The organism is Streptomyces sp. NBC_01317, from assembly GCF_035961655.1.
In the GTDB taxonomy this organism is placed as follows: Bacteria; Actinomycetota; Actinomycetes; order Streptomycetales; family Streptomycetaceae; genus Streptomyces.
In genome coordinates this window covers 7,057,109-7,074,600 of the sequence record NZ_CP108393.1, presented here as the reverse complement: position 1 = coordinate 7,074,600, position 17,492 = coordinate 7,057,109, and the positions used below count along the sequence as shown (strand labels likewise).

The following is a 17,492-nucleotide window of genomic DNA, read 5'->3' as shown; positions in this document are numbered from 1 at the left end:
GGCAGACGACGCACGAGCTGGGAGGACTTACCGTGGGGCGGCTGACCGGCGGAGACCCTTCGCTTCTGCGGCGGATCAACTCCGCGGTGGTACTGCATTCCCTGCGGGGCGCCGGATCCCTCACCCTCACCGACCTGACCCGGATCACCGGTCTGTCGCGGCCGACGGTCGAGGGCGTCGTGGAGGGCCTCATGGAGGCCGGTCTGGTGGTCGAGTCGGCGCCCGAGGAGGGCGAGACCCGCAAGCAGGGCCGCCCCGCCCGCAAGTTCCGGTTCCGCGCGGAGGCCGGGCATCTGCTGGGCATCGAGATCGGGCCGCACCGCGTGGCCGCGATCCTGTCGGGACTGGACGGCCGGATCATCGGGGCCGGGTCGCGGGAGGTCTCGGAGACCGCCGACGCCGACGAACGCCTGGAGCGCGTGCGGCTGGTGGTGGCGGACGTGCTGCGGCGCGCGGGGGTGGCGCGCAACTCGCTGCGGGCGGTGGGCGTCGGCAGTCCCGGCATCGTGGAGGCCGACGGGACCGTACGGCTCGGCACGGCGCTGCCCGGATGGACGGGACTGGCCCTCGGCGAGCGGCTGGGCCGCTCGTTCCGCTGTCCGGTGCTGGTGGAGAACGACGCCAACGCGGCCGCCGTCGCCGAGCAGTGGAAGGGCGCGGCGACCGACTCCGACGACATCGTCTTCGTACTGGCCGGGCTGAGTCCCGGGGCGGGTTCGCTGATCGGCGGGCGGCTGCACCGCGGGTTCGGCGGGGCGGCCGGGGAGATCGGCGCGCTGCACCTGCTGGGCCGTGACGTGACGCCGGAGAAGCTCCTGTCCACGACGGACGAGCCGCTGCACCCGCTGGACGAGCACGCGGTGGCCAAGGTGTTCGCCCTCGCCAAGGACGGCGATGTGGGCGCGCAGGAGGCCGTGGAGCGCTTCACCCGGCGTCTGGTGCACGACGTGGCGGCGCTGGTGCTGGCGCTCGATCCCGAGCTGGTGGTGATCGGCGGGTGGGCGGCCGGTCTCGACGGCGTCCTGGACCCGCTGCGGGACGAGCTGTCGCGCTTCTGTCTGCGGCCCCCGCGTGTGGCGCTCTCCCTGCTCGGCGAGGCGGCGGTCGCCACGGGGGCGCTGCGGCTGGCGCTCGACCATGTGGAGGAGCAACTGTTCGCGGTGGAGGGAACGGTGACGGCCCGCCGCTGAGCGACGGGCCGTCGTGTGCGCTGTCCGCGTGCGCGTCACTTCCGCGCGTACGATCGCGCCGCACGCGTGTGGCGTACGTGTCCCGTACGGACGTGCCGTACGGGACCGAAGGTGTACGCGTGTGCCTCGTGCCGCGTCCGTCAGGACGCGCGGCGCTCCTCCGGGTGTTCGCTGATCTCCAGGTCGCCGGAGTCCCCGAAGGTCAGCCGGCAGGTGTCCGCGCGGTACGTGGCCACCGAGACGGCCGCCGGACGGCCCTCCACGATGTAACGCGTCGTAACGACCAGCACGGGCGCGCCGGGCAGCCGGTCCAGCTCCTTGGCGTCGTCGGCACGCGCCGAGCCCAACTCCACCGCGCGGTCCTGGGAGTCGAGCGCCAGGCGCTGGAGCTCCCGCAGCACGGCCCGGGCGCGGACGGGTCCCGAAGCGCCGGCGATGGCCGACAGTTCGGGCACCGACGAGGCCGGTACGTAGAGCAGTTCGGCGGCGACGGACTGACCGTGCGTCACCCGGACGCGCCGGACGACGTGCACCTCGTCGTCCGTGGAACTCTCCAGCAGCCGGGCCACAGGACCCGGCGCGGCGGCGACCGCGCAGTCCATGAGCTGCCAGGCGTCCTTCGTGGCGCCCGGCCATTCGTGCTGGGCCGTGGAGACGTCCACGCCCACCCTCGGAGGTGCGACGGTCGTCCCGACCCCCCGGCGGCGCTGGAGCCTGCCTTCCAGCTCCAGCTGTTCGAGCGCCTGCCTCAGCGTCGCGCGCGCGACCCCGAACCGAGCGGCCAGATCTCGCTCGTTGGGCAGGATCTCCCCCACCGCGAAGTCCGAGTCGAGCGCTTCGCCGAGCACAGTCTTCAGGTGCCAGTACTTAGGCTCCGGCACTGTTTCCAGCTGCGTGGTCCCCACCCTGATCCTCCGCAATCGCCGTGTCCCCGGCGGTTTTCCGTGCCCTTGTTTATTAAAGGTTCCTGCACTAACTATTGACCATAGGACGAGTCAATCGGTTGGTCAAGACCAATCCTGCGCCGTAACTCAGCGGAACCGAAATCTACCGCAGGGTGTTCACACGACGTTCGTGCGCTGGTGAGGCGCCCGCAGCACTCGGCCCCGCGTCCGTGACGGACGCGGGGCCGGTGGTCGCTTCGCCCTCCGCAGAGGCAACCCGAACGGTCTCCGGGCTTATTCCGCGATCACTCCGGAGAGTTTGTCGGGGTTCCGCACGATGTAGACGCACGTGATCACGCCGTCGGCGACCTCCAACTGAAGGACGAGATCCAGCTTTCCGCCGGTGTGGGCCAGCACGGCGGGCGCTCCGTTGACCTCCGTGACCCGGAATTCGTACAGCCCGGCGTCCCCCGAGACGGCGGACAGGAATCGGCCAACCTTGTCGGCGCCCTCCACGATCCGCAGCGGCGCCTTCGCCTTCCCGCCGCTGTCGCCGACCAGCCTGACGTCCGGGGCGAGCAGCGTGAGCAGGGCGTCCAGATCGCCGCCGCCGGCCGCCGCGAGGAACTGTTCGGTGAGGGCCCGGCGTTCGGCCTGGTCGACGTCGAACCGGGGCCTGCGCTCGTCCACATGGCGCCGCGCGCGCCCCGCGAGCTGGCGGACCGCCGCCTCGCCCCGGTCGAGCACGGCGGCGATCTCCGCGTACGGGAAACCGAAGGCCTCCCTCAGGACGAACACCGCGCGTTCCAGCGGCGAGAGGGATTCGAGGACGACCAGCACCGCGAACGACACCGATTCGGCCAGCATCGCGCGCTCGGCGGAATCGGGGACGGCCGATCCGAGATCGGTGGTGACCGGCTCCGGCAACCAGGGGCCCACATAGGCCTCCCGGCGTACGTGCGCCTGTCGCAGCCGGTCGATCGCGAGGCGGGTGGTGATCCGTACGAGATAGGCGCGCGGCTCACGGACCTCGGCGCGGTCCTCGGCGGTCCAGCGCAGCCAGGCGTCCTGCACGACGTCCTCGGCGTCGGCGACCCGGCCCAGCATGCGGTAGGCCACCCCCGTCAACAGGGAGCGGTGCGCTTCGAATTGGTCGGTGCTCGTCATGTCGGCTGCCACGTCTCCCATCCCAGCCGACCGCCCGGCACCTGTCCAGGCGGCTCTCCCCGGGGAGGGAGGAGACGAGCAGGCCGCGGTGCGCCTCACACCCTCCGTACGGTGACTCCCGCCTCGGCCAGCGCCTCGGTCTCGTCCTCGGGCGCGGCCCGGTCGGTCACGACCACGTGCAGCGCGGCGGCCGGGGTGACGAAGGCGAGCGCGGTACGGGAGAACTTGGCCGCCTCGGCGACCGCGACCACCCGGCGGGACGAGGCGATCGCCGCGCGCTTGACCGCCGCGTCGTCCAGGTCGTACGCGGTCAGCCCGTCGGCGGCGGTGAGACCGCAGCAGCCGAGGACGGCGGTGTCGAAGCGCAGGGTGGCCAGGGACGCCAGGGTCAGCGGGCCGGTCAGCGCCAGTTCGCCGGGGCGCGGCCGGCCGCCGGGCAGCAACAGGGTCAGCCGGGGCGCGTCCGCGAGCGCGTTGGCCGCGTGCAGGGACAGCGGCATGACGGTCAGGCGGCGGCCGTGCAGGGCGCGGGCCACTTCCAGGCAGGTGGTGCCGCTGTCGACGACGACCGACTCACCGTCCGCGATCAGCCCGGCGACCTCGGCGGCGATGCGCGCCTTGGCCTCCTGGCCGTCCTGCGCCCGCAGCACGAACGGCGGCTCCTCCCCGCGCAGCAGCAGGCTCCTGGCGCCGCCCCGGTAGCGCTCCAGGACACCTTGCTCCGCCAGGACCTCCAGGTCGCGGCGGATGGTCATCTCCGAGGCGCCGGTGAGCCCTGCCAGCTCGGCGACGCTCGACCGGCCGGTCTCCCGTACGGCGTCGGTGATCTTCCTGAGTCGCTCCACACTCGTCACGGTTGAATCAAACACCGATCATGTTCGAAGAGCAAGTTTACGAACATGTGTGATGTTCTGTATGTTCGCGGTATGGAGAGATCACTGCGGGCCGGCCGGCTGGCCACTTTTGCGTACTTCGTCCTCGCCGGCTTCATCATGGGCATGTGGATCGTCCACATCCCGGTGATCGAGCACCGCACCGGCATCAGCCACGCCGTGCTCGGCTGGCTCCTCCTGCTGCTGGGCGCGGGCGCCTTCGGGGGCATGCAGCTCGCCGGCCCGCTCACCGACCGCTTCGGGGCCCGTACGGTCGTCCCGGCCAGTGCGGCGCTGTGCGCGGCCTCGCTGGTCCTGCCGGGCCTGGCCGTCGATGTCTGGACACTGGGCGGGGCGCTCCTGCTGCTCGGCGTCGGCAACGGGTGCCTGGACGTGAGCATGAACGCCCACGCCGTACAGGTCGAGCGCGGCTACGGGCGGCCCATCATGTCCGCCTTCCACGCCTGGTTCTCCATCGGTGGCGTACTCGCCGCGCTCATCGGCGCGTTCACCCTCGGCCGGGGGTGGAGCGCGGGCGCCACGCTGGCGGGAACGGCGCTGTTCTGCCTCGCGGCCGCGGGGGTGGCCGCCGGGGCGCTGCTGCGCCCGGACCCGCCGGCCGCTGTTGACGCATCCGCCGCCGAGGCCTCGACCGGCCCCGCCCGCAAGGCCCGGCGGGCGACGCCCTCGCGCATCTGGATCCTGGCGGTGCTCGCCTTCATGCTGATGCTCTGCGAGGGCGTGGCCAACGACTGGAGCGTGCTCCATGTGAAGGACGTCCTCGGAGCGCCCGCCTCCACCGCCGCACTCGCGTACGGCGCGTTCGCCACGGCCATGACCGCGGGCCGCCTGCTCACCGACCGGGTGGCGGCACGGGTGGGCGCGGTCGCCGTCCTGCGGTACGGGTCGGCGGTCGGCGCGGCCGGTCTGACCCTGGCCGCGTTCGCGCCCGACGTCCCCCTGGCGCTGCTCGGTTGGACCGTCGTCGGCGCCGGTCTGTCCGGCTGCGTCCCGCAGCTCTTCAGCGCGGCGGGGCACGCCGATCCGGACGCGGCCGGGGCCAACGTCTCGCGCGTGGCGGGCCTCGGCTACCTGGGGATGCTCGCCGGTCCCGCCGTGATCGGCCCGCTGACCCACGCGATCCCGCTGAACCTCACCTTCCTCCTCCCCGCGGCCTTCTGCGTGGTCGCCGGCTTCACCGCCCGGATCCTGAAGCCGGAGCCTTCACCCGAGCCCCGACTCGCGGCGGACAGCCGGGAGAAGAAGACCCCCACCTCCCGGCCCACGGCCGGCTGACCCCCTCTCGGCGGCACTCGACGACACCACCGGCCGGTTGTTCATCCGGGGTTCGCGCGGCGGCTGCCACCGGGCGTTAGGCATGGCACGGCAATCGGCACCCGTCTGCCCAGGAGGCGCATCGATGTCGTACCACCCGAACTCCCCCCAGTCCGCGGCCTCGCCCGGCCGCCGCGGCGTGCTGCGCGGCACGCTCGCCGCGTCGGCGGCGCTGGCCCTGCCCACCGCCGGCCTGGTGGCGGGCGCGGCGCCCGCGCAGGCGCGGTCCGGGCGGCCCCGCGCCGCCTGGGGCGTACAGATGGGCGATGTCACGTCGTCGTCCGGACTGGCGTGGGTCCGGTCCGACCGGCCGGCCCGGATGATCGTGGAGACCTCCGCCACCGAGTCGTTCCGGCGCGCCCGCACCTGGCACGGCCCGCTGCTCGGCCCGGGCTCCGACTTCACCGGTACGGTCCCCCTGCGCGGCCTCCCGGCCGGTGAGCAGGTGCACTACCGGGTGACCCTCGCCGACCCGGACGACTACCGCCGTACCGGCGAACCCGTGTACGGCACGTTCCGTACCGCGCCCGCGAGACGCCGGCAGGGTGTGCGCTTCCTGTGGTCGGGCGACATCGCCGGGCAGGGCTGGGGCATCAACCCGGACATCGGCGGCTACCGCGCGTACGACGAGATGCGGCGGCTGGACCCCGACTTCTTCCTGTGCAGCGGCGACACCATCTACGCCGACGGCCCGCTCGAACCGCAGGTGACGCTGCCGGACGGCCGGATCTGGCGGAACGTCACCACCGAGGAGAAGTCGAAGGTCGCGCAGTCGCTCGACGAGTACCGGGGCAACTTCCGCTACAACCTGCTGGACGCCAACGTGCGGCGCTTCAACTCCCAGGTGCCGACGATCGTCCAGTGGGACGACCACGAGGTGCGCAACAACTGGTACCCCGGTCAGATCCTGGACGACGTCCGCTACACGGAGAAGAACGTCGATCTGCTGGCGGCCCGTTCGGCGCGCGCGTTCCGTGAGTACTTCCCGGTGTCGACCCTCCACGAACGCGGGGCCGACCGCCGGGTGCACCGGGTGATCAGCCACGGTCCGCTGCTGGACGTGTTCGTCCTGGACATGCGTTCGTTCCGCAACGCCAACTCTCCCGACCGGCAGGCCGACGACACCACCGGCATCCTCGGCGCGGAGCAGTTGGAGTGGCTCAAGCGGGAGTTGTCGCGTTCGCGTGCGGAGTGGAAGGTGATCGCCGCCGACATGCCGCTCGGACTGGTCGTCCCGGACGGCGCCACCAACTTCGAGGCCGTCGCCCAGGGCGACCCGGGCGCTCCGCTCGGCCGTGAACTCCAGATCGCCGAGCTGCTGCGGTACATCAAGCACCGGCGGATCACGGGCACGCTGTGGCTCACGGCGGACGTCCACTACACCTCGGCGCAGCACTACGCGCCGGAGCGCGCGGCGTTCAAGGACTTCGCGCCGTTCTGGGAGTTCGTCTCGGGGCCGCTGGCGGCAGGCGGATTCCAGGCCAACGCGCTGGACGGTACGTTCGGGCCCGACCGGGTCTTCGTGCGCGCGCCCGACCGGGCGAACGTGTCGCCGATGGAGTCCCCGCAGTACTTCGGCGAGGTCGACATCGACGGTGGGAGCGGCGAGCTGACGGTCCGTCTGCGGGCGGAGGGCGGCACGGTCCTGTTCAGCAAGGTGCTCCGGCCGGGGAAGGTCGGGCAGGAGCGGTAGCCGGCACCGTTCTGCCGCGCGGTGATCAATCGCCCGTCCGGAATCGGGGAGTCCGCTCCGGCCCGGACGGGCGTCCGGGTGATGAGCCGGGCGTCGGCGGTCCCCACACAGGCCCCGGGGGGCGGTGTACACCCGTTCACCGGGGCCTGCACGTTCGCACATTTTCCATCGTTGAAAATGTGCGTGCACGACTGTTGTTATGTGTTTGGGGCTGTGGCTCAATGTTCGACTATGTGCTGCCGCATCCCGCAGGTGCGAGGCACTTCTGTCCCTTCGACGAGGACGACGCCTTGAGACAACAACCATTCCGCCCCCGAACACTGCTCCGAGCACTGGCGTGTACGGTCGCACTTCTGCTGCCCGTCGGCGCCACCCTGGTCCCGGCCGCCGCTGCCGCCCCCGCGCCCGGTGTCGCCCCGGCGACCGCCTCCGCGCCCGCTTTCGCCTCCGACGACCCGGCCACCGATGTGCACGGTCTGAAGGGCGAGTACTTCAGGATGTCCGCGCCGGGGGCTCGCGACTTCGCCGAGCTCGGTGGCGTGGCGCTCGACCCGCAGATCAACTTCCCCGGTCTCACCGGGACGTTCGAGTCCACGACCGGACGCACCGAGAACACCACAGCCCGCTGGACCGGACAGATAACGGCCCCCGCCACCGGTGACTACACCTTCTCCGCGATCGGCGACAACGGGTTCAGGCTCTTCATCGACGGCAGCGTCGTCATCGACCACTGGGTGCCCGACTGGGACGTCGAGCAGCACAGTGAGCCGGTCGCGCTGACCGCCGGCGAGCCGCACGAGTTCCGGCTTGAGATGTTCCAGGACATCGGCGGCGCCAACATGTTCCTCCGCTGGGCGAGCAAGGACCTCAACAAGCAGATCGTGCCGGAAGAGGCGTTCACCCCGCCGGCCGACTTCGAGGTCTACCCCGTCGCGCTGAGCGTCGCCGAGGACGGCACGCGGCTCCAGGCGACCTTCGACGGCACGGTCGAGAACATCGGCGGCGTCAAGGACCACCTCAAGATCGAGGCCGACACCTCGCCGATGCCGGTGAAGTCGGTGGCCAAGGCGTCCAACAACCGCAAGGCCCTGGTCGTCACGCTCGCGGCGCCGATCCAGAAGGGCCAGCAGGTCCGGGTCGCGTACGACGGTGAGGGCGGTCTCCGGGCGGGCGGCGACACCGTCCCCCCGATCAGCCGTACGGCCAAGAACCGGTCCACGCACCGGCTGACGACCACCTGGGGCGACAAGCTCGACCGCGACCACCCGCTGCCCGAGTACCCCCGGCCGCAGCAGGTGCGCGACCGGTGGATGAACCTCAACGGCCCGTGGGAGTTCGCCGGAGCCGCCGAGGGCGAGCAGCCGGTCTTCGGCAAGCGGCTCGGTGAACGCATCGTCGTACCGTTCCCCGTGGAGTCCCAGCTGTCGGGACTTGAGCGGCACGAAGACCACATGTTCTACCGGAAGCTTGTCACGGTGCCGAAGAACTGGTCCGTCGGCAAGGGGCCCGACGGCGGTCAGCGGCTGAAGCTCAACTTCGACGCGGTCGACTACCGGTCCACCGTGTGGGTCAACGGCCGGAAGGTCGCTGAACACACGGGCGGTTACACCGGATTCACCGCCGACATCACGGACGCGGTCAAGGGCAGCGGCCCGCAGGAGATCATCGTCGCGGTGACCGATGTGACGGGACCGAACCAGCCGAAGGGCAAGCAGTCCACGAACCCGGGCGGCATCGTCTACACCCCGTCCTCCGGAATCTGGCAGACCGTGTGGATGGAGCCGGTCGCGCCCGCCGCGGTGGACTCCCTGACGACCACCCCGGACATCGACAAGGGCACCCTCGCGCTGACCGTCAACTCCGCCGGCGCCTCGGCCGGCGCCCGGATCACCGCCGTCGCCCGCGACAAGAAGGGCAAGACCGTCGGCACGGTCACCGGACCGGCGAACCGCGCGCTGACCCTGCCGGTCAGGAACCAGCACCTCTGGTCGCCGGACGACCCGTACCTGTACGACCTCGAAGTGACCCTGGCGGACGGCCGGTCCAAGGACAGTGTCGACAGCTACTTCGGCATGCGTTCCCTCGCCGTCGAGAAGGTCGGCGGCTACCAGAAGCTCGTACTCAACGGGAAGCCGTTCTTCTCGCTGGCCATGCTGGACCAGGGCTTCTGGCCCGACGGTCTGTACACCCAGCCCAGTGACGCGGCGCTCACCTTCGACCTGAAGGCGCAGAAGGACCTCGGCTTCAACGCGGTGCGCAAGCACATCAAGGTGGAGTCGCCCCGCTGGTACTACCACGCGGACAAGCTCGGTCTGCTGGTGTGGCAGGACTTCGTCTCCAGCGACATCAGCACCGACCAGGGCAAGCAGGCCTTCCTCTCCCAGGGCAAGGAGATGATGAAGCAGCTCCACAACTCGCCCTCGATCGGCGGCTGGATCGTCTTCAACGAGGGCTGGGGCGAGTGGGACCGCGTCGAGACCGGAAAGATCACCGAGGCCGTCCAGGCCGACGACCCGTCCCGCGTCGTCAACGCCCACAGCGGTGTCAACTGCTGCTCGTCGAAGGGTGATTCGGGCAAGGGCGACATCATCGACCACCACGACTACCTCAACAACGACGCGCCGTTCCCCGATCACCGCGCCGCGATGGACGGTGAGCACGGGGGCTTCACGCTCCGTACCGCGGGACACATGTGGCCGGGCGCTCCGGCGGCGATCTACAGCGGCGTTGCGGACAAGGACGCTCTCACGGCGAAGTACGTCGACAACACCCGTACGTACTACCTCGCCGCGGCCGGGGCCGAACTGTCCGGTTCCGTCTACACCCAGGTCAGCGATCTGGAGAACGAGCTCAACGGGTTGTGGACGTACGACCGTCGGGAGATCAAGGTCGATCCGAAGAAGGTGCGGCAGATCAATCAGCAGGTCATCGCGGCCGGCGCGGCCGCTGGTGACCGCGACCAGCTGAAGGGCGGCGCCGCCTGGTCGCTGGACGAGAACAAGGGCACGACGGCCGCCGACAGCGGTCCCAACCGGGCACCCCTGACGCTCAACGCGGGCACCACCTGGACGCCGGGCGTCCAGGGCTCCGCGCTCAAGTTCAACGGCCAGGGGCAGTACGCCGAGACCCGCGGACCGGTGGTCGACACCACCCAGGACTACTCGGTGTCGGCCTGGGCCACGCTCGACGCGCTCCCGGGCAATTACGCCACTCTGGTCAGCCAGGACGGCCGGCGGACGGAGAATCCGTTCTATCTCCAGTACGGCCAGGGCGCGTTCGCGTTCAGTACGCCGGGCGGTCACCGGGCTCGGCTGGAGATGAAGCCCGAGACCGGTAAGTGGTACCACCTCGTCGGCGTACGGGAGGGCGACGACCTCAAGCTGTATGTCGACGGCACGCTCGCGGCGACCGCCCCGGCCGGCCCCGCCGACGTCAGCACCGGGCCGCTCTCCGTGGGCCGTGCCAAGTGGGGCGGCGCGAACGGTGACTTCTGGAACGGCTCCATCGACCAGGTGAAGGTGTACGACAGGGTGCTCACCGCGGCGGAGGTGAGCACGCTCCACGACGCCGAACAGCCGTAACGCGCGACGGCCCGGCGGCGACGGAGCAGTCGCCGCCGGGCCGCCCGCCGTGGCCCGCGCGGGGGTCGTGCCGGTTCAGAGCGCGGAGCCCACGGAGCCTCCCCCGCGCAGAAGGTGGCGTCGGCCTCGCCGGCGCGCCGGTGACGAGTTCTCCGCGCTTCACCGGCATGGGCGGGGGCTCGTGCTCCGCCGGCCGTGCGGGCTTCGGGTCGGGTCGGGGGAGACGGGAGGAGGGGGCCGCGGCGAACCGGTTCCCGGCCGGCCCGGTACTTCCGCGCGGGGCTAGGGCAGCTGTCGCCTGCCACGCTCCGGGGGCGCCAACTTCTTTATAACGTTGGAAACTTGACGTCCGCCAGTATGACAGCACGCCGCCCAACGGCTGTCCGGAGATGCCACGGAATCCGGCGCCGACCGTCCGGCCTGCCGGGGTGTCCGGCGCGACGCGCGCCGCCGACACATTTTGGAAACGCATCGACAACTCTCTTGCCGCCTGCGCCGCAGCGCCTATATAACGTTGTAAACCGAGCCGCCGACAGGCAGCGCAAGCTCTCACGGCCGCCATCAGTACAGCTCGCAGCCGGGTCGTGAGGAATGCGACGTCGTCAGCCACCGACGCGGCCGACGACCGTCCGGCCCCGCCCCGGTCCATGCCCTGCCCATGCCCCGACCGCACCCCGACCGGAGTGCCGTCACCCCGCCAAGGAGCGTCCTGCGCATGACTACCCAGCGCCGATCCCGCACTCTCGCCGTCACCTGCCTGCTCGCCGTCACCGCCACGCTGGCCGTCTCCGGCTGTTCCAAGTCGGAAACCACCGACAACGCGGGCGGTGACAGCAGCCAGGGAGCCCAGGCGGTCAAAACCCCCGAGGCCGCATCGGGCAGCGGCTGCTCACTGACGAGCTACGGCGCCCCCGAACTGGACCTCAAGAACGCCGTGGTCGGCTTCTCGCAGTCGGAAAAGGAAGCCAACCCCTTCCGTATCGCCGAGACCCAGTCCATCAAGGACGAGGCCGCCAAGGTCGGTGTCAAGAAGCTCCTCACCACCAACGCCCAGTCGCAGCTCTCCAAGCAGATCAGCGACATCCAGGACATGCTGTCCCAGGGCGCCCAGTTCCTCATCATCGCGCCGCTGAACTCCGACGGCCTGGAGCCGGCGCTCAAGGCGGCCGCGGCCAAGAAGGTGCCTGTCCTCACCATCGACCGCAAGCTCAACTCCACCGCCTGCAAGGACTATGTCGCCTTCCTCGGCTCCGACTTCGTGGAGCAGGGCAAGCGCGCGGCCGACGCGATGATCAAGACGACGGGCGGCAAGGGCAAGGTTGCCATCCTGCTCGGCGCGTCGGGCAACAACGTCACCACCGACCGCACCAAGGGCTTCGTCGACCAGCTCAAGGCGAAGGCACCCGGCCTGGAGATCGTCGCCCAGCAGACCGGTGAGTTCGCCCGCGACAAGGGCCAGCAGGTGATGGAGCAGCTCATCCAGTCCAAGCCCGACATCACCGCCGTCTACGCGGAGAACGACGAGATGGGCCTCGGCGCCGTCACCGCGCTGAAGGCGGCCGGCAAGAAGCCCGGCAAGGACGTCAAGATCGTCTCGGTCGACGGCACCCGCAACGCCGTTCAGGCCCTGGTCAACGGTGAGTACAACGCCGTCATCGAGTCGAACCCGCGCTTCGGGCCGCTGGCCTTCGCCACCGCCCAGAAGTTCTACGCCGGCGAGGAGATCCCGGAGAACGTGATCATCGCCGACCGCGAGTACGACGAGTCCAACGCCGAGGCCTCGCTCGGCGGGGCGTTCTGACCCCTTCGCCGCTCGGCGAAGCACTCCGACTCCTCCGGTTCACAGCCGCCGTGGCGACCACTCGCCACGGCGGCCCCGGGCCCATCCCCTTGGACCAGCGGAAGGCCAAGAAGACCCATGGCACCACCCGAAGCAGCACCTCAGGCGCCGGAGGAGACCGCCCCACCGGCGGCCGGCACCGTCCTCGAAGCCCGTTCGGTGACCAAGCGGTTCCCGGGCGTCGTCGCTCTCGACAACGTCTCCTTCTCCCTGCGCGCCGGGGAGACCCACGCGCTGGTGGGTGAGAACGGGGCCGGCAAGTCCACCCTGATCAAGGTGCTGACCGGCGTGTACAGGCCCGACGAGGGCGACGTACGGGTGGCCGGACAACAGGTGCGGTTCGCCCGGCCGTTCGAAGCGCAACAAGCGGGCATCTCCACGATCTACCAGGAGGTGAACCTCGTCCCGCTGATGAGCGTGGCGCGCAACATCTTCCTCGGCCGCGAGCCCAAGAACCGCTTCGGCCTCGTCGACTTCGGCCGGATGCACCGCGAGACCTCCGAACTGCTCGACGGCTTCGGTGTACGGGTCGACCCCCGCCGCCCCCTGCACACTCTGGGCATCGGCACCCGGCAGATGGTCGCGCTGGCCCGCGCCGTCTCCGTCAAAGCCCAGGTGGTCGTCATGGACGAACCCACCTCCTCCCTGGAACCGCGCGAGGTGGAGACCCTCTTCCGGGTCATCGAGAACCTGCGCGGCCAGGGCATCGCCGTGATCTACGTCAGCCACCGGATGGACGAGCTCTACCGGATCTGCGACCGGGTCACCGTTCTGCGCGACGGCCGCCACATCCACACCGGCGACCTCGCGGACCTGAACCGGATGCAGCTCGTGTCGATGATGCTCGGCCGCGACATGGCGGAGATCCGGCGCGGCGGCCTGACCAACCTCGCCACCGGGGGGCATGACGCGGCACGCACCCCCGTACTCACCGCGACCGGCCTCACCCGCCGTCACCAGCTTCAGGACGTCTCCCTGTCGCTGTACGGCGGAGAGGTGCTCGGCCTCGGCGGCCTGCTCGGCTCCGGACGCAGCGAGACGGCCAAGGCCCTGGCCGGCGCGCTGAGCCTGGACGGAGGCGAACTCACCGTCGGTGGCCGCACCCTGCGCAGGCTCACCCCGGCGGGCGCGATCCGCGCGGGCATCAGCCTGCTCCCCGAGGACCGCAAGGCCGAGGGAATCATCCCCGGCCTCTCCGTCCGCGAGAACATCGTGCTCGCCGCCATGCCCCGCCTCTCCCGCGCCGGAGTGGTCTCGCGGCGCAAGCAGGACCGCATCGTCGAGATCTTCATGAAGCGGCTGCGGATCAAGGCGGCAGGACCCGAACAGAAGGTCGGTGAACTCTCCGGCGGCAACCAGCAGAAGGTCCTGCTGGCCCGCTGGCTCTGCCTGGAACCCAAGGTCCTCCTGCTCGACGAACCGACGCGCGGCATCGACGTCGGCGCCAAGGCCGAGGTCCAGAGCCTCATCAACGAACTCGCGGGCGAGGGCCTGGCCGTCCTGCTCATCTCCTCCGACATCGAGGAACTCATCGAGGGCGCCGACCGGATCGTGGTGCTGCGCGGCGGAGCCGTCGCGGGCGAACTGTCCGGCGACAGCGTGGGCGAGAGCCACCTGCTCGAAGTCCTCGCCGACCACTCGCCGGACCCCGAAGGAAAGGCCCCGGCCGCACAGGAGGATCCGCGATGACCCAGGCAACGCTCACCCCCGCACGCCCCCTGGCCCGGCTGCGCGACCCCGGCTGGTACCAGGAGTACGGCGTGTACGCGGCCGTGGCCGTGCTGCTGCTCTTCAACGCCCTGTTCACCGAGCACTTCATGACCGCCGGCAATCTGCGCACGCAGCTCGTCCAGGTCGCCCCGATCGTCATCGTGGCGCTGGGCATGGCCCTGGTCATCGGCACCGAGGGCATCGACCTGTCGGTCGGCTCGACCATGGCACTCGCCGCCGCCCTGCTGCCGCTCTACCTCGGGTACGGACTCGTGCCCGCGCTCGCCGTGTCCCTGCTGGCCGGAGCGGTCGTCGGAGCCGTCAACGGCACCCTGGTCTCGCTGATCGGGCTACAACCCATCGTCGCCACGCTCGCCCTCTTCGTCGGCGGCCGGGGCATCGCCCTGGTCATGGCCGACGGCCAGCTGAAGCAGATCGTCAACCCCGACATCCTCGCGCTCGGCACCGACTCCTTCCTCGGTGTCCCGCTCGTCGTGCTGATCGCCGCGGTGCTCGCCGGCGCCGTCGCCTTCCTGGTGCGGCGCACCACCTTCGGCCGTCAGATCGTCGCCGTCGGAGGCAACCGGCCGGCCGCCGCGCTCGCCGGACTGCCCGTCAAGCGCGTACTGATCGGCGTGTACGTGCTCTGCGGGGTGCTGGCCGCCCTCGCGGGCATCCTCGCCACAGCCAGGCTCACCGCCAGCGACCCCTCCTCGCTCGGCACCCTCATGGAACTCTCCGCCATCACGGCGGTCGTCGTCGGCGGCACCCCGCTGAACGGCGGCTCCATCCGGGTCCTGGGCACCGTCGCGGGCGCCCTGCTGATGCAACTGCTGCGCGCCACCCTCGTCAAGCACGACCTGCCCGACTCCACCGCACAGATCGCCCAGGCGGCCATCATCATCGCCGCCGTCTACGTCGCCCGGGAGCGTCGGTCCCGATGAACGAAACCACACCCGCTCTCCGCGCGTCCGCCCGAGCGCCGAAGAAGACCCCCGCACCGGCCGACGGCGACACGCCCCGAAAGGTGCCCGCCGCCGGGACGACCCTGACGCGGCGTCTCGCCGAGCTCGTGCAGCGCCAGGGCGTGCTCGCCGTGCTGCTCGCGGTCGTACTCGTCGCCTCGTTCGTCTATCCGACGTTCGCCACCCTGGACAACGCCCGCGGTGTGACCGTGCAAGCGTCGTTCCTCGCGGTGGTCGCCCTCGGTATGACCCTGGTCATCATCACCGGCGGCATCGACCTGTCGGTGGGATCGGTGTTCGCACTGGGCGGTGTCCTCGCCGCCTGGGCCTCGCAGTGGGGCTTCCTCACCGCGCTGCTGGTGCCCCTCGTGGTGTGCGGGGCCATCGGTCTGCTGAACGGCTTCCTCATCGCCCGCGCCGGAATGGCTCCCTTCATCGTCACGCTCGCCACGCTGCTCGCGGCCCGCGGTCTGCTCCTCGCCTTCACCGACGAAGGCGCCACCACCTACCTGGTCCCCAAGGACTCCGCCTTCGCCGAGCTCGGGCAGGGCAGCGTCTGGGGCTTCGGCCACCCGATCCTGATCGCGCTGGTGTTGTTCGGGGCCGGCGGACTGCTCCTCCAGCGCACCTCGTTCGGACAGACGCTCTTCGCTGTCGGCGGCAGCGCCGACGCCGCCACCCTGATGGGCCTCCCGGTCGCCCGTACCAAGATCCTGGTATATACACTCAGCGGACTGCTGGCGGGACTCGCCGGTGCGCTGAACGCGGCCAGGCTGACCTCCGGTGTCACCATCGTCGGTGTGGGCATGGAGCTGGACGCGATCTCCGCCGTCGTCATCGGCGGCACCCTCCTCGTCGGGGGCGCCGGATCGGTCAGCGGCACGCTCTGGGGCGTCCTGCTGCTGGCCGTCATCCAGAACCTGATCAATCAGATCGGCTCGCTCAACTCCTCGTACCAGTCGGTGGTCAGCGGCGGCTTTCTTATCGTTGTCGTCGTGGCACAGCGCTATCTGGCGCGCAGCCGCAGAACCACGTGAAGGGAGCCGGATCCCGGGTGGCCGTCCGGCCGCCGGGCTCCGGCCAGTCCCGGGCCCCGGACTCACCGGGGCCGGATCTTCCGGTCGAATCAAGGAGTGTCGTGGGCGTCAGCCTCAAGGACGTTGCGCAACGGGCGGGCGTGTCCATCAAGACCGTGTCGAACGTGGTCAACAACTATCAGCATGTCACCCCCAAGATGCGTGCCAAGGTGCAGCAGGCCATCGACGAACTCGGCTACCGGCCCAACCTCACCGCGCGGCATCTGCGCAAGGGGCGCACCGGGATCATCGCCCTGGCCGTACCGGAGTTCGGCAACCCGTACTTCGCCGAGCTCGCCGGCGCGGTCGTCGACGCGGCGGCGCGGCACGACTACACCGTGCTGGTCGACCACACCGCCGGACTGCGCGAGAAGGAACTCCTGGTCAGCCAGGGCTTCCGGTCACATGTGATCGACGGACTCATCCTCAGCCCGATCCATCTGGAGACCGAGGACCTGATGGCGCGCACCGAGACCGCGCCCCTGGTCCTGCTGGGCGAGCGGGAGTACGAAGCCCCGTACGACCACATCGCCATCGACAACGTGGGGGCGTCCCGCGAGGCCGTACGGCACCTCCTCGACCACGGCCACCGCCGGATCGCCTTCCTCGGCTCACGTACCGGCCGCGAACGCCAGCCGGCCCATCTGCGCCTGCGGGGCTGGCGCGAGGAACTCCGGTCCGCGGGCATCGAGCCCGACGAGAGTCTGGTGATCGTCACCGACGGCTACGGACGTGAGGACGGCGCCGCCGCCATGGCGGCGCTCCTCGACCGCGGGGAGCGGCCGGACGCCGTCTTCGCGTACAACGACCTCATCGCCATCGGCGCGATGCGCACCCTCACGGAACGCGGTCTGCGCATCCCCGGCGACATCGCCGTCGTCGGCTTCGACGACATCGAGGAGAGCCGGTACGGAGCCACCACGCTCACCACCATCGCCCCCGACAAGGAAGCCATCGCCCGGCTCGCCGTCGACAGTCTCGTCGAACGGCTCTCGGGAAAGCCGGTACCCGAACCACGCAGGCCCCGCCCCGGCTACCGCCTGATCGTCCGCGAATCGACCGGGCCCCGGAACGCGCCGCAGGTCCCGTCCGGCGGGGGGAAGCGAGCGGGCGGACCGCCGCACTGAACCCCGGACACCCCGCGTTCCTCCCGGCCACCCGCTCGTCGCAAGGATCCCT

At 70.7% G+C, this 17,492-nt stretch carries 12 protein-coding genes; 9 read left to right on the top strand and 3 right to left on the bottom strand.

Going from position 1 to position 17,492, the window contains the following annotated elements; all coding sequences use genetic code 11:
- Positions 1–32 precede the first annotated feature (32 nt).
- On the top strand, positions 33–1,190 hold the full coding sequence (locus OG349_RS30880) for an ROK family transcriptional regulator (RefSeq protein WP_327237705.1): 1,158 nt from the start codon (positions 33–35) through the stop codon (positions 1,188–1,190).
- A gap of 140 nt (positions 1,191–1,330) precedes the next feature.
- Here OG349_RS30880 and OG349_RS30875 read toward each other — a convergent pair whose 3' ends face one another.
- From OG349_RS30875 to OG349_RS30865, 3 genes are all read right to left on the bottom strand, one after another.
- Positions 1,331–2,095, bottom strand: coding sequence for a GntR family transcriptional regulator (locus OG349_RS30875; protein WP_327237704.1), 765 nt, complete (start codon positions 2,093–2,095; stop codon positions 1,331–1,333).
- A 273-nt stretch (positions 2,096–2,368) separates the two neighbouring features.
- The gene (gene sigJ / locus OG349_RS30870; RefSeq protein ID WP_442806436.1) at positions 2,369–3,241 is read right to left on the bottom strand and encodes an RNA polymerase sigma factor SigJ; all 873 of its coding nucleotides are present in this window, start codon (positions 3,239–3,241) and stop codon (positions 2,369–2,371) included.
- Positions 3,242–3,336: 95 nt separating this feature from the next.
- Positions 3,337–4,095, bottom strand: coding sequence for a DeoR/GlpR family DNA-binding transcription regulator (locus tag OG349_RS30865; protein WP_327237702.1), 759 nt, complete (start codon positions 4,093–4,095; stop codon positions 3,337–3,339).
- A 72-nt stretch (positions 4,096–4,167) separates the two neighbouring features.
- Here OG349_RS30865 and OG349_RS30860 point away from each other — a divergent pair, with 72 nt between their 5' ends.
- The 8 genes from OG349_RS30860 (at position 4,168) to OG349_RS30825 (ending at position 17,440) form a co-directional block, all read left to right on the top strand.
- Positions 4,168–5,409 (top strand): MFS transporter, encoded by a 1,242-nt coding sequence (locus OG349_RS30860; RefSeq protein ID WP_327237701.1) that lies wholly within the window; start codon positions 4,168–4,170, stop codon positions 5,407–5,409.
- Positions 5,410–5,533: 124 nt separating this feature from the next.
- A complete protein-coding gene (locus tag OG349_RS30855) occupies positions 5,534–7,141 on the top strand; it encodes an alkaline phosphatase D family protein (RefSeq protein WP_327237700.1) in 1,608 nt (535 codons plus the stop codon).
- A 221-nt stretch (positions 7,142–7,362) separates the two neighbouring features.
- Positions 7,363–10,722 carry a LamG-like jellyroll fold domain-containing protein gene (locus OG349_RS30850; protein WP_327237699.1) on the top strand — a complete coding sequence of 1,120 codons (3,360 nt, stop codon included), beginning with the start codon at positions 7,363–7,365 and terminating at the stop codon, positions 10,720–10,722.
- A gap of 715 nt (positions 10,723–11,437) precedes the next feature.
- Positions 11,438–12,523 carry an ABC transporter substrate-binding protein gene (locus tag OG349_RS30845; RefSeq protein WP_327237698.1) on the top strand — a complete coding sequence of 362 codons (1,086 nt, stop codon included), beginning with the start codon at positions 11,438–11,440 and terminating at the stop codon, positions 12,521–12,523.
- Between the two features lie 117 nt (positions 12,524–12,640).
- Positions 12,641–14,251, top strand: a complete 1,611-nt coding sequence (locus OG349_RS30840) for a sugar ABC transporter ATP-binding protein (protein WP_327237697.1) — start codon at positions 12,641–12,643, stop codon at positions 14,249–14,251.
- Positions 14,248–15,216: an ABC transporter permease gene (locus tag OG349_RS30835; protein WP_327237696.1), complete on the top strand. Its 969-nt coding sequence runs from the start codon at positions 14,248–14,250 to the stop codon at positions 15,214–15,216. Before OG349_RS30840 ends, OG349_RS30835 begins: the two co-directional genes overlap by 4 nt.
- A complete protein-coding gene (locus OG349_RS30830; RefSeq protein ID WP_327237695.1) occupies positions 15,213–16,274 on the top strand; it encodes an ABC transporter permease in 1,062 nt (353 codons plus the stop codon). The genes OG349_RS30835 and OG349_RS30830 overlap by 4 nt, the downstream gene beginning before the upstream one ends.
- A 101-nt stretch (positions 16,275–16,375) precedes the next feature.
- On the top strand, positions 16,376–17,440 hold the full coding sequence (locus tag OG349_RS30825) for a LacI family DNA-binding transcriptional regulator (RefSeq protein ID WP_327237694.1): 1,065 nt from the start codon (positions 16,376–16,378) through the stop codon (positions 17,438–17,440).
- Positions 17,441–17,492: the final 52 nt, after the last annotated feature.

Bases quoted from the DNA above. Each gene is read 5' to 3' on its own strand.
- OG349_RS30855 (WP_327237700.1), top strand. From the start codon at position 5,534: ATGTCGTACCACCCGAACTCCCCCCAGTCCGCGGCCTCGCCCGGCCGC.
- OG349_RS30845 (WP_327237698.1), top strand. From the start codon at position 11,438: ATGACTACCCAGCGCCGATCCCGCACTCTCGCCGTCACCTGCCTGCTC.
- OG349_RS30830 (WP_327237695.1), top strand. From the start codon at position 15,213: ATGAACGAAACCACACCCGCTCTCCGCGCGTCCGCCCGAGCGCCGAAG.
- OG349_RS30840 (WP_327237697.1), top strand. From the start codon at position 12,641: ATGGCACCACCCGAAGCAGCACCTCAGGCGCCGGAGGAGACCGCCCCA.
- OG349_RS30850 (WP_327237699.1), top strand. From the start codon at position 7,363: ATGTTCGACTATGTGCTGCCGCATCCCGCAGGTGCGAGGCACTTCTGT.
- OG349_RS30835 (WP_327237696.1), top strand. From the start codon at position 14,248: ATGACCCAGGCAACGCTCACCCCCGCACGCCCCCTGGCCCGGCTGCGC.
- sigJ (WP_442806436.1), bottom strand. From the start codon at position 3,241: ATGACGAGCACCGACCAATTCGAAGCGCACCGCTCCCTGTTGACGGGG.
- OG349_RS30860 (WP_327237701.1), top strand. From the start codon at position 4,168: ATGGAGAGATCACTGCGGGCCGGCCGGCTGGCCACTTTTGCGTACTTC.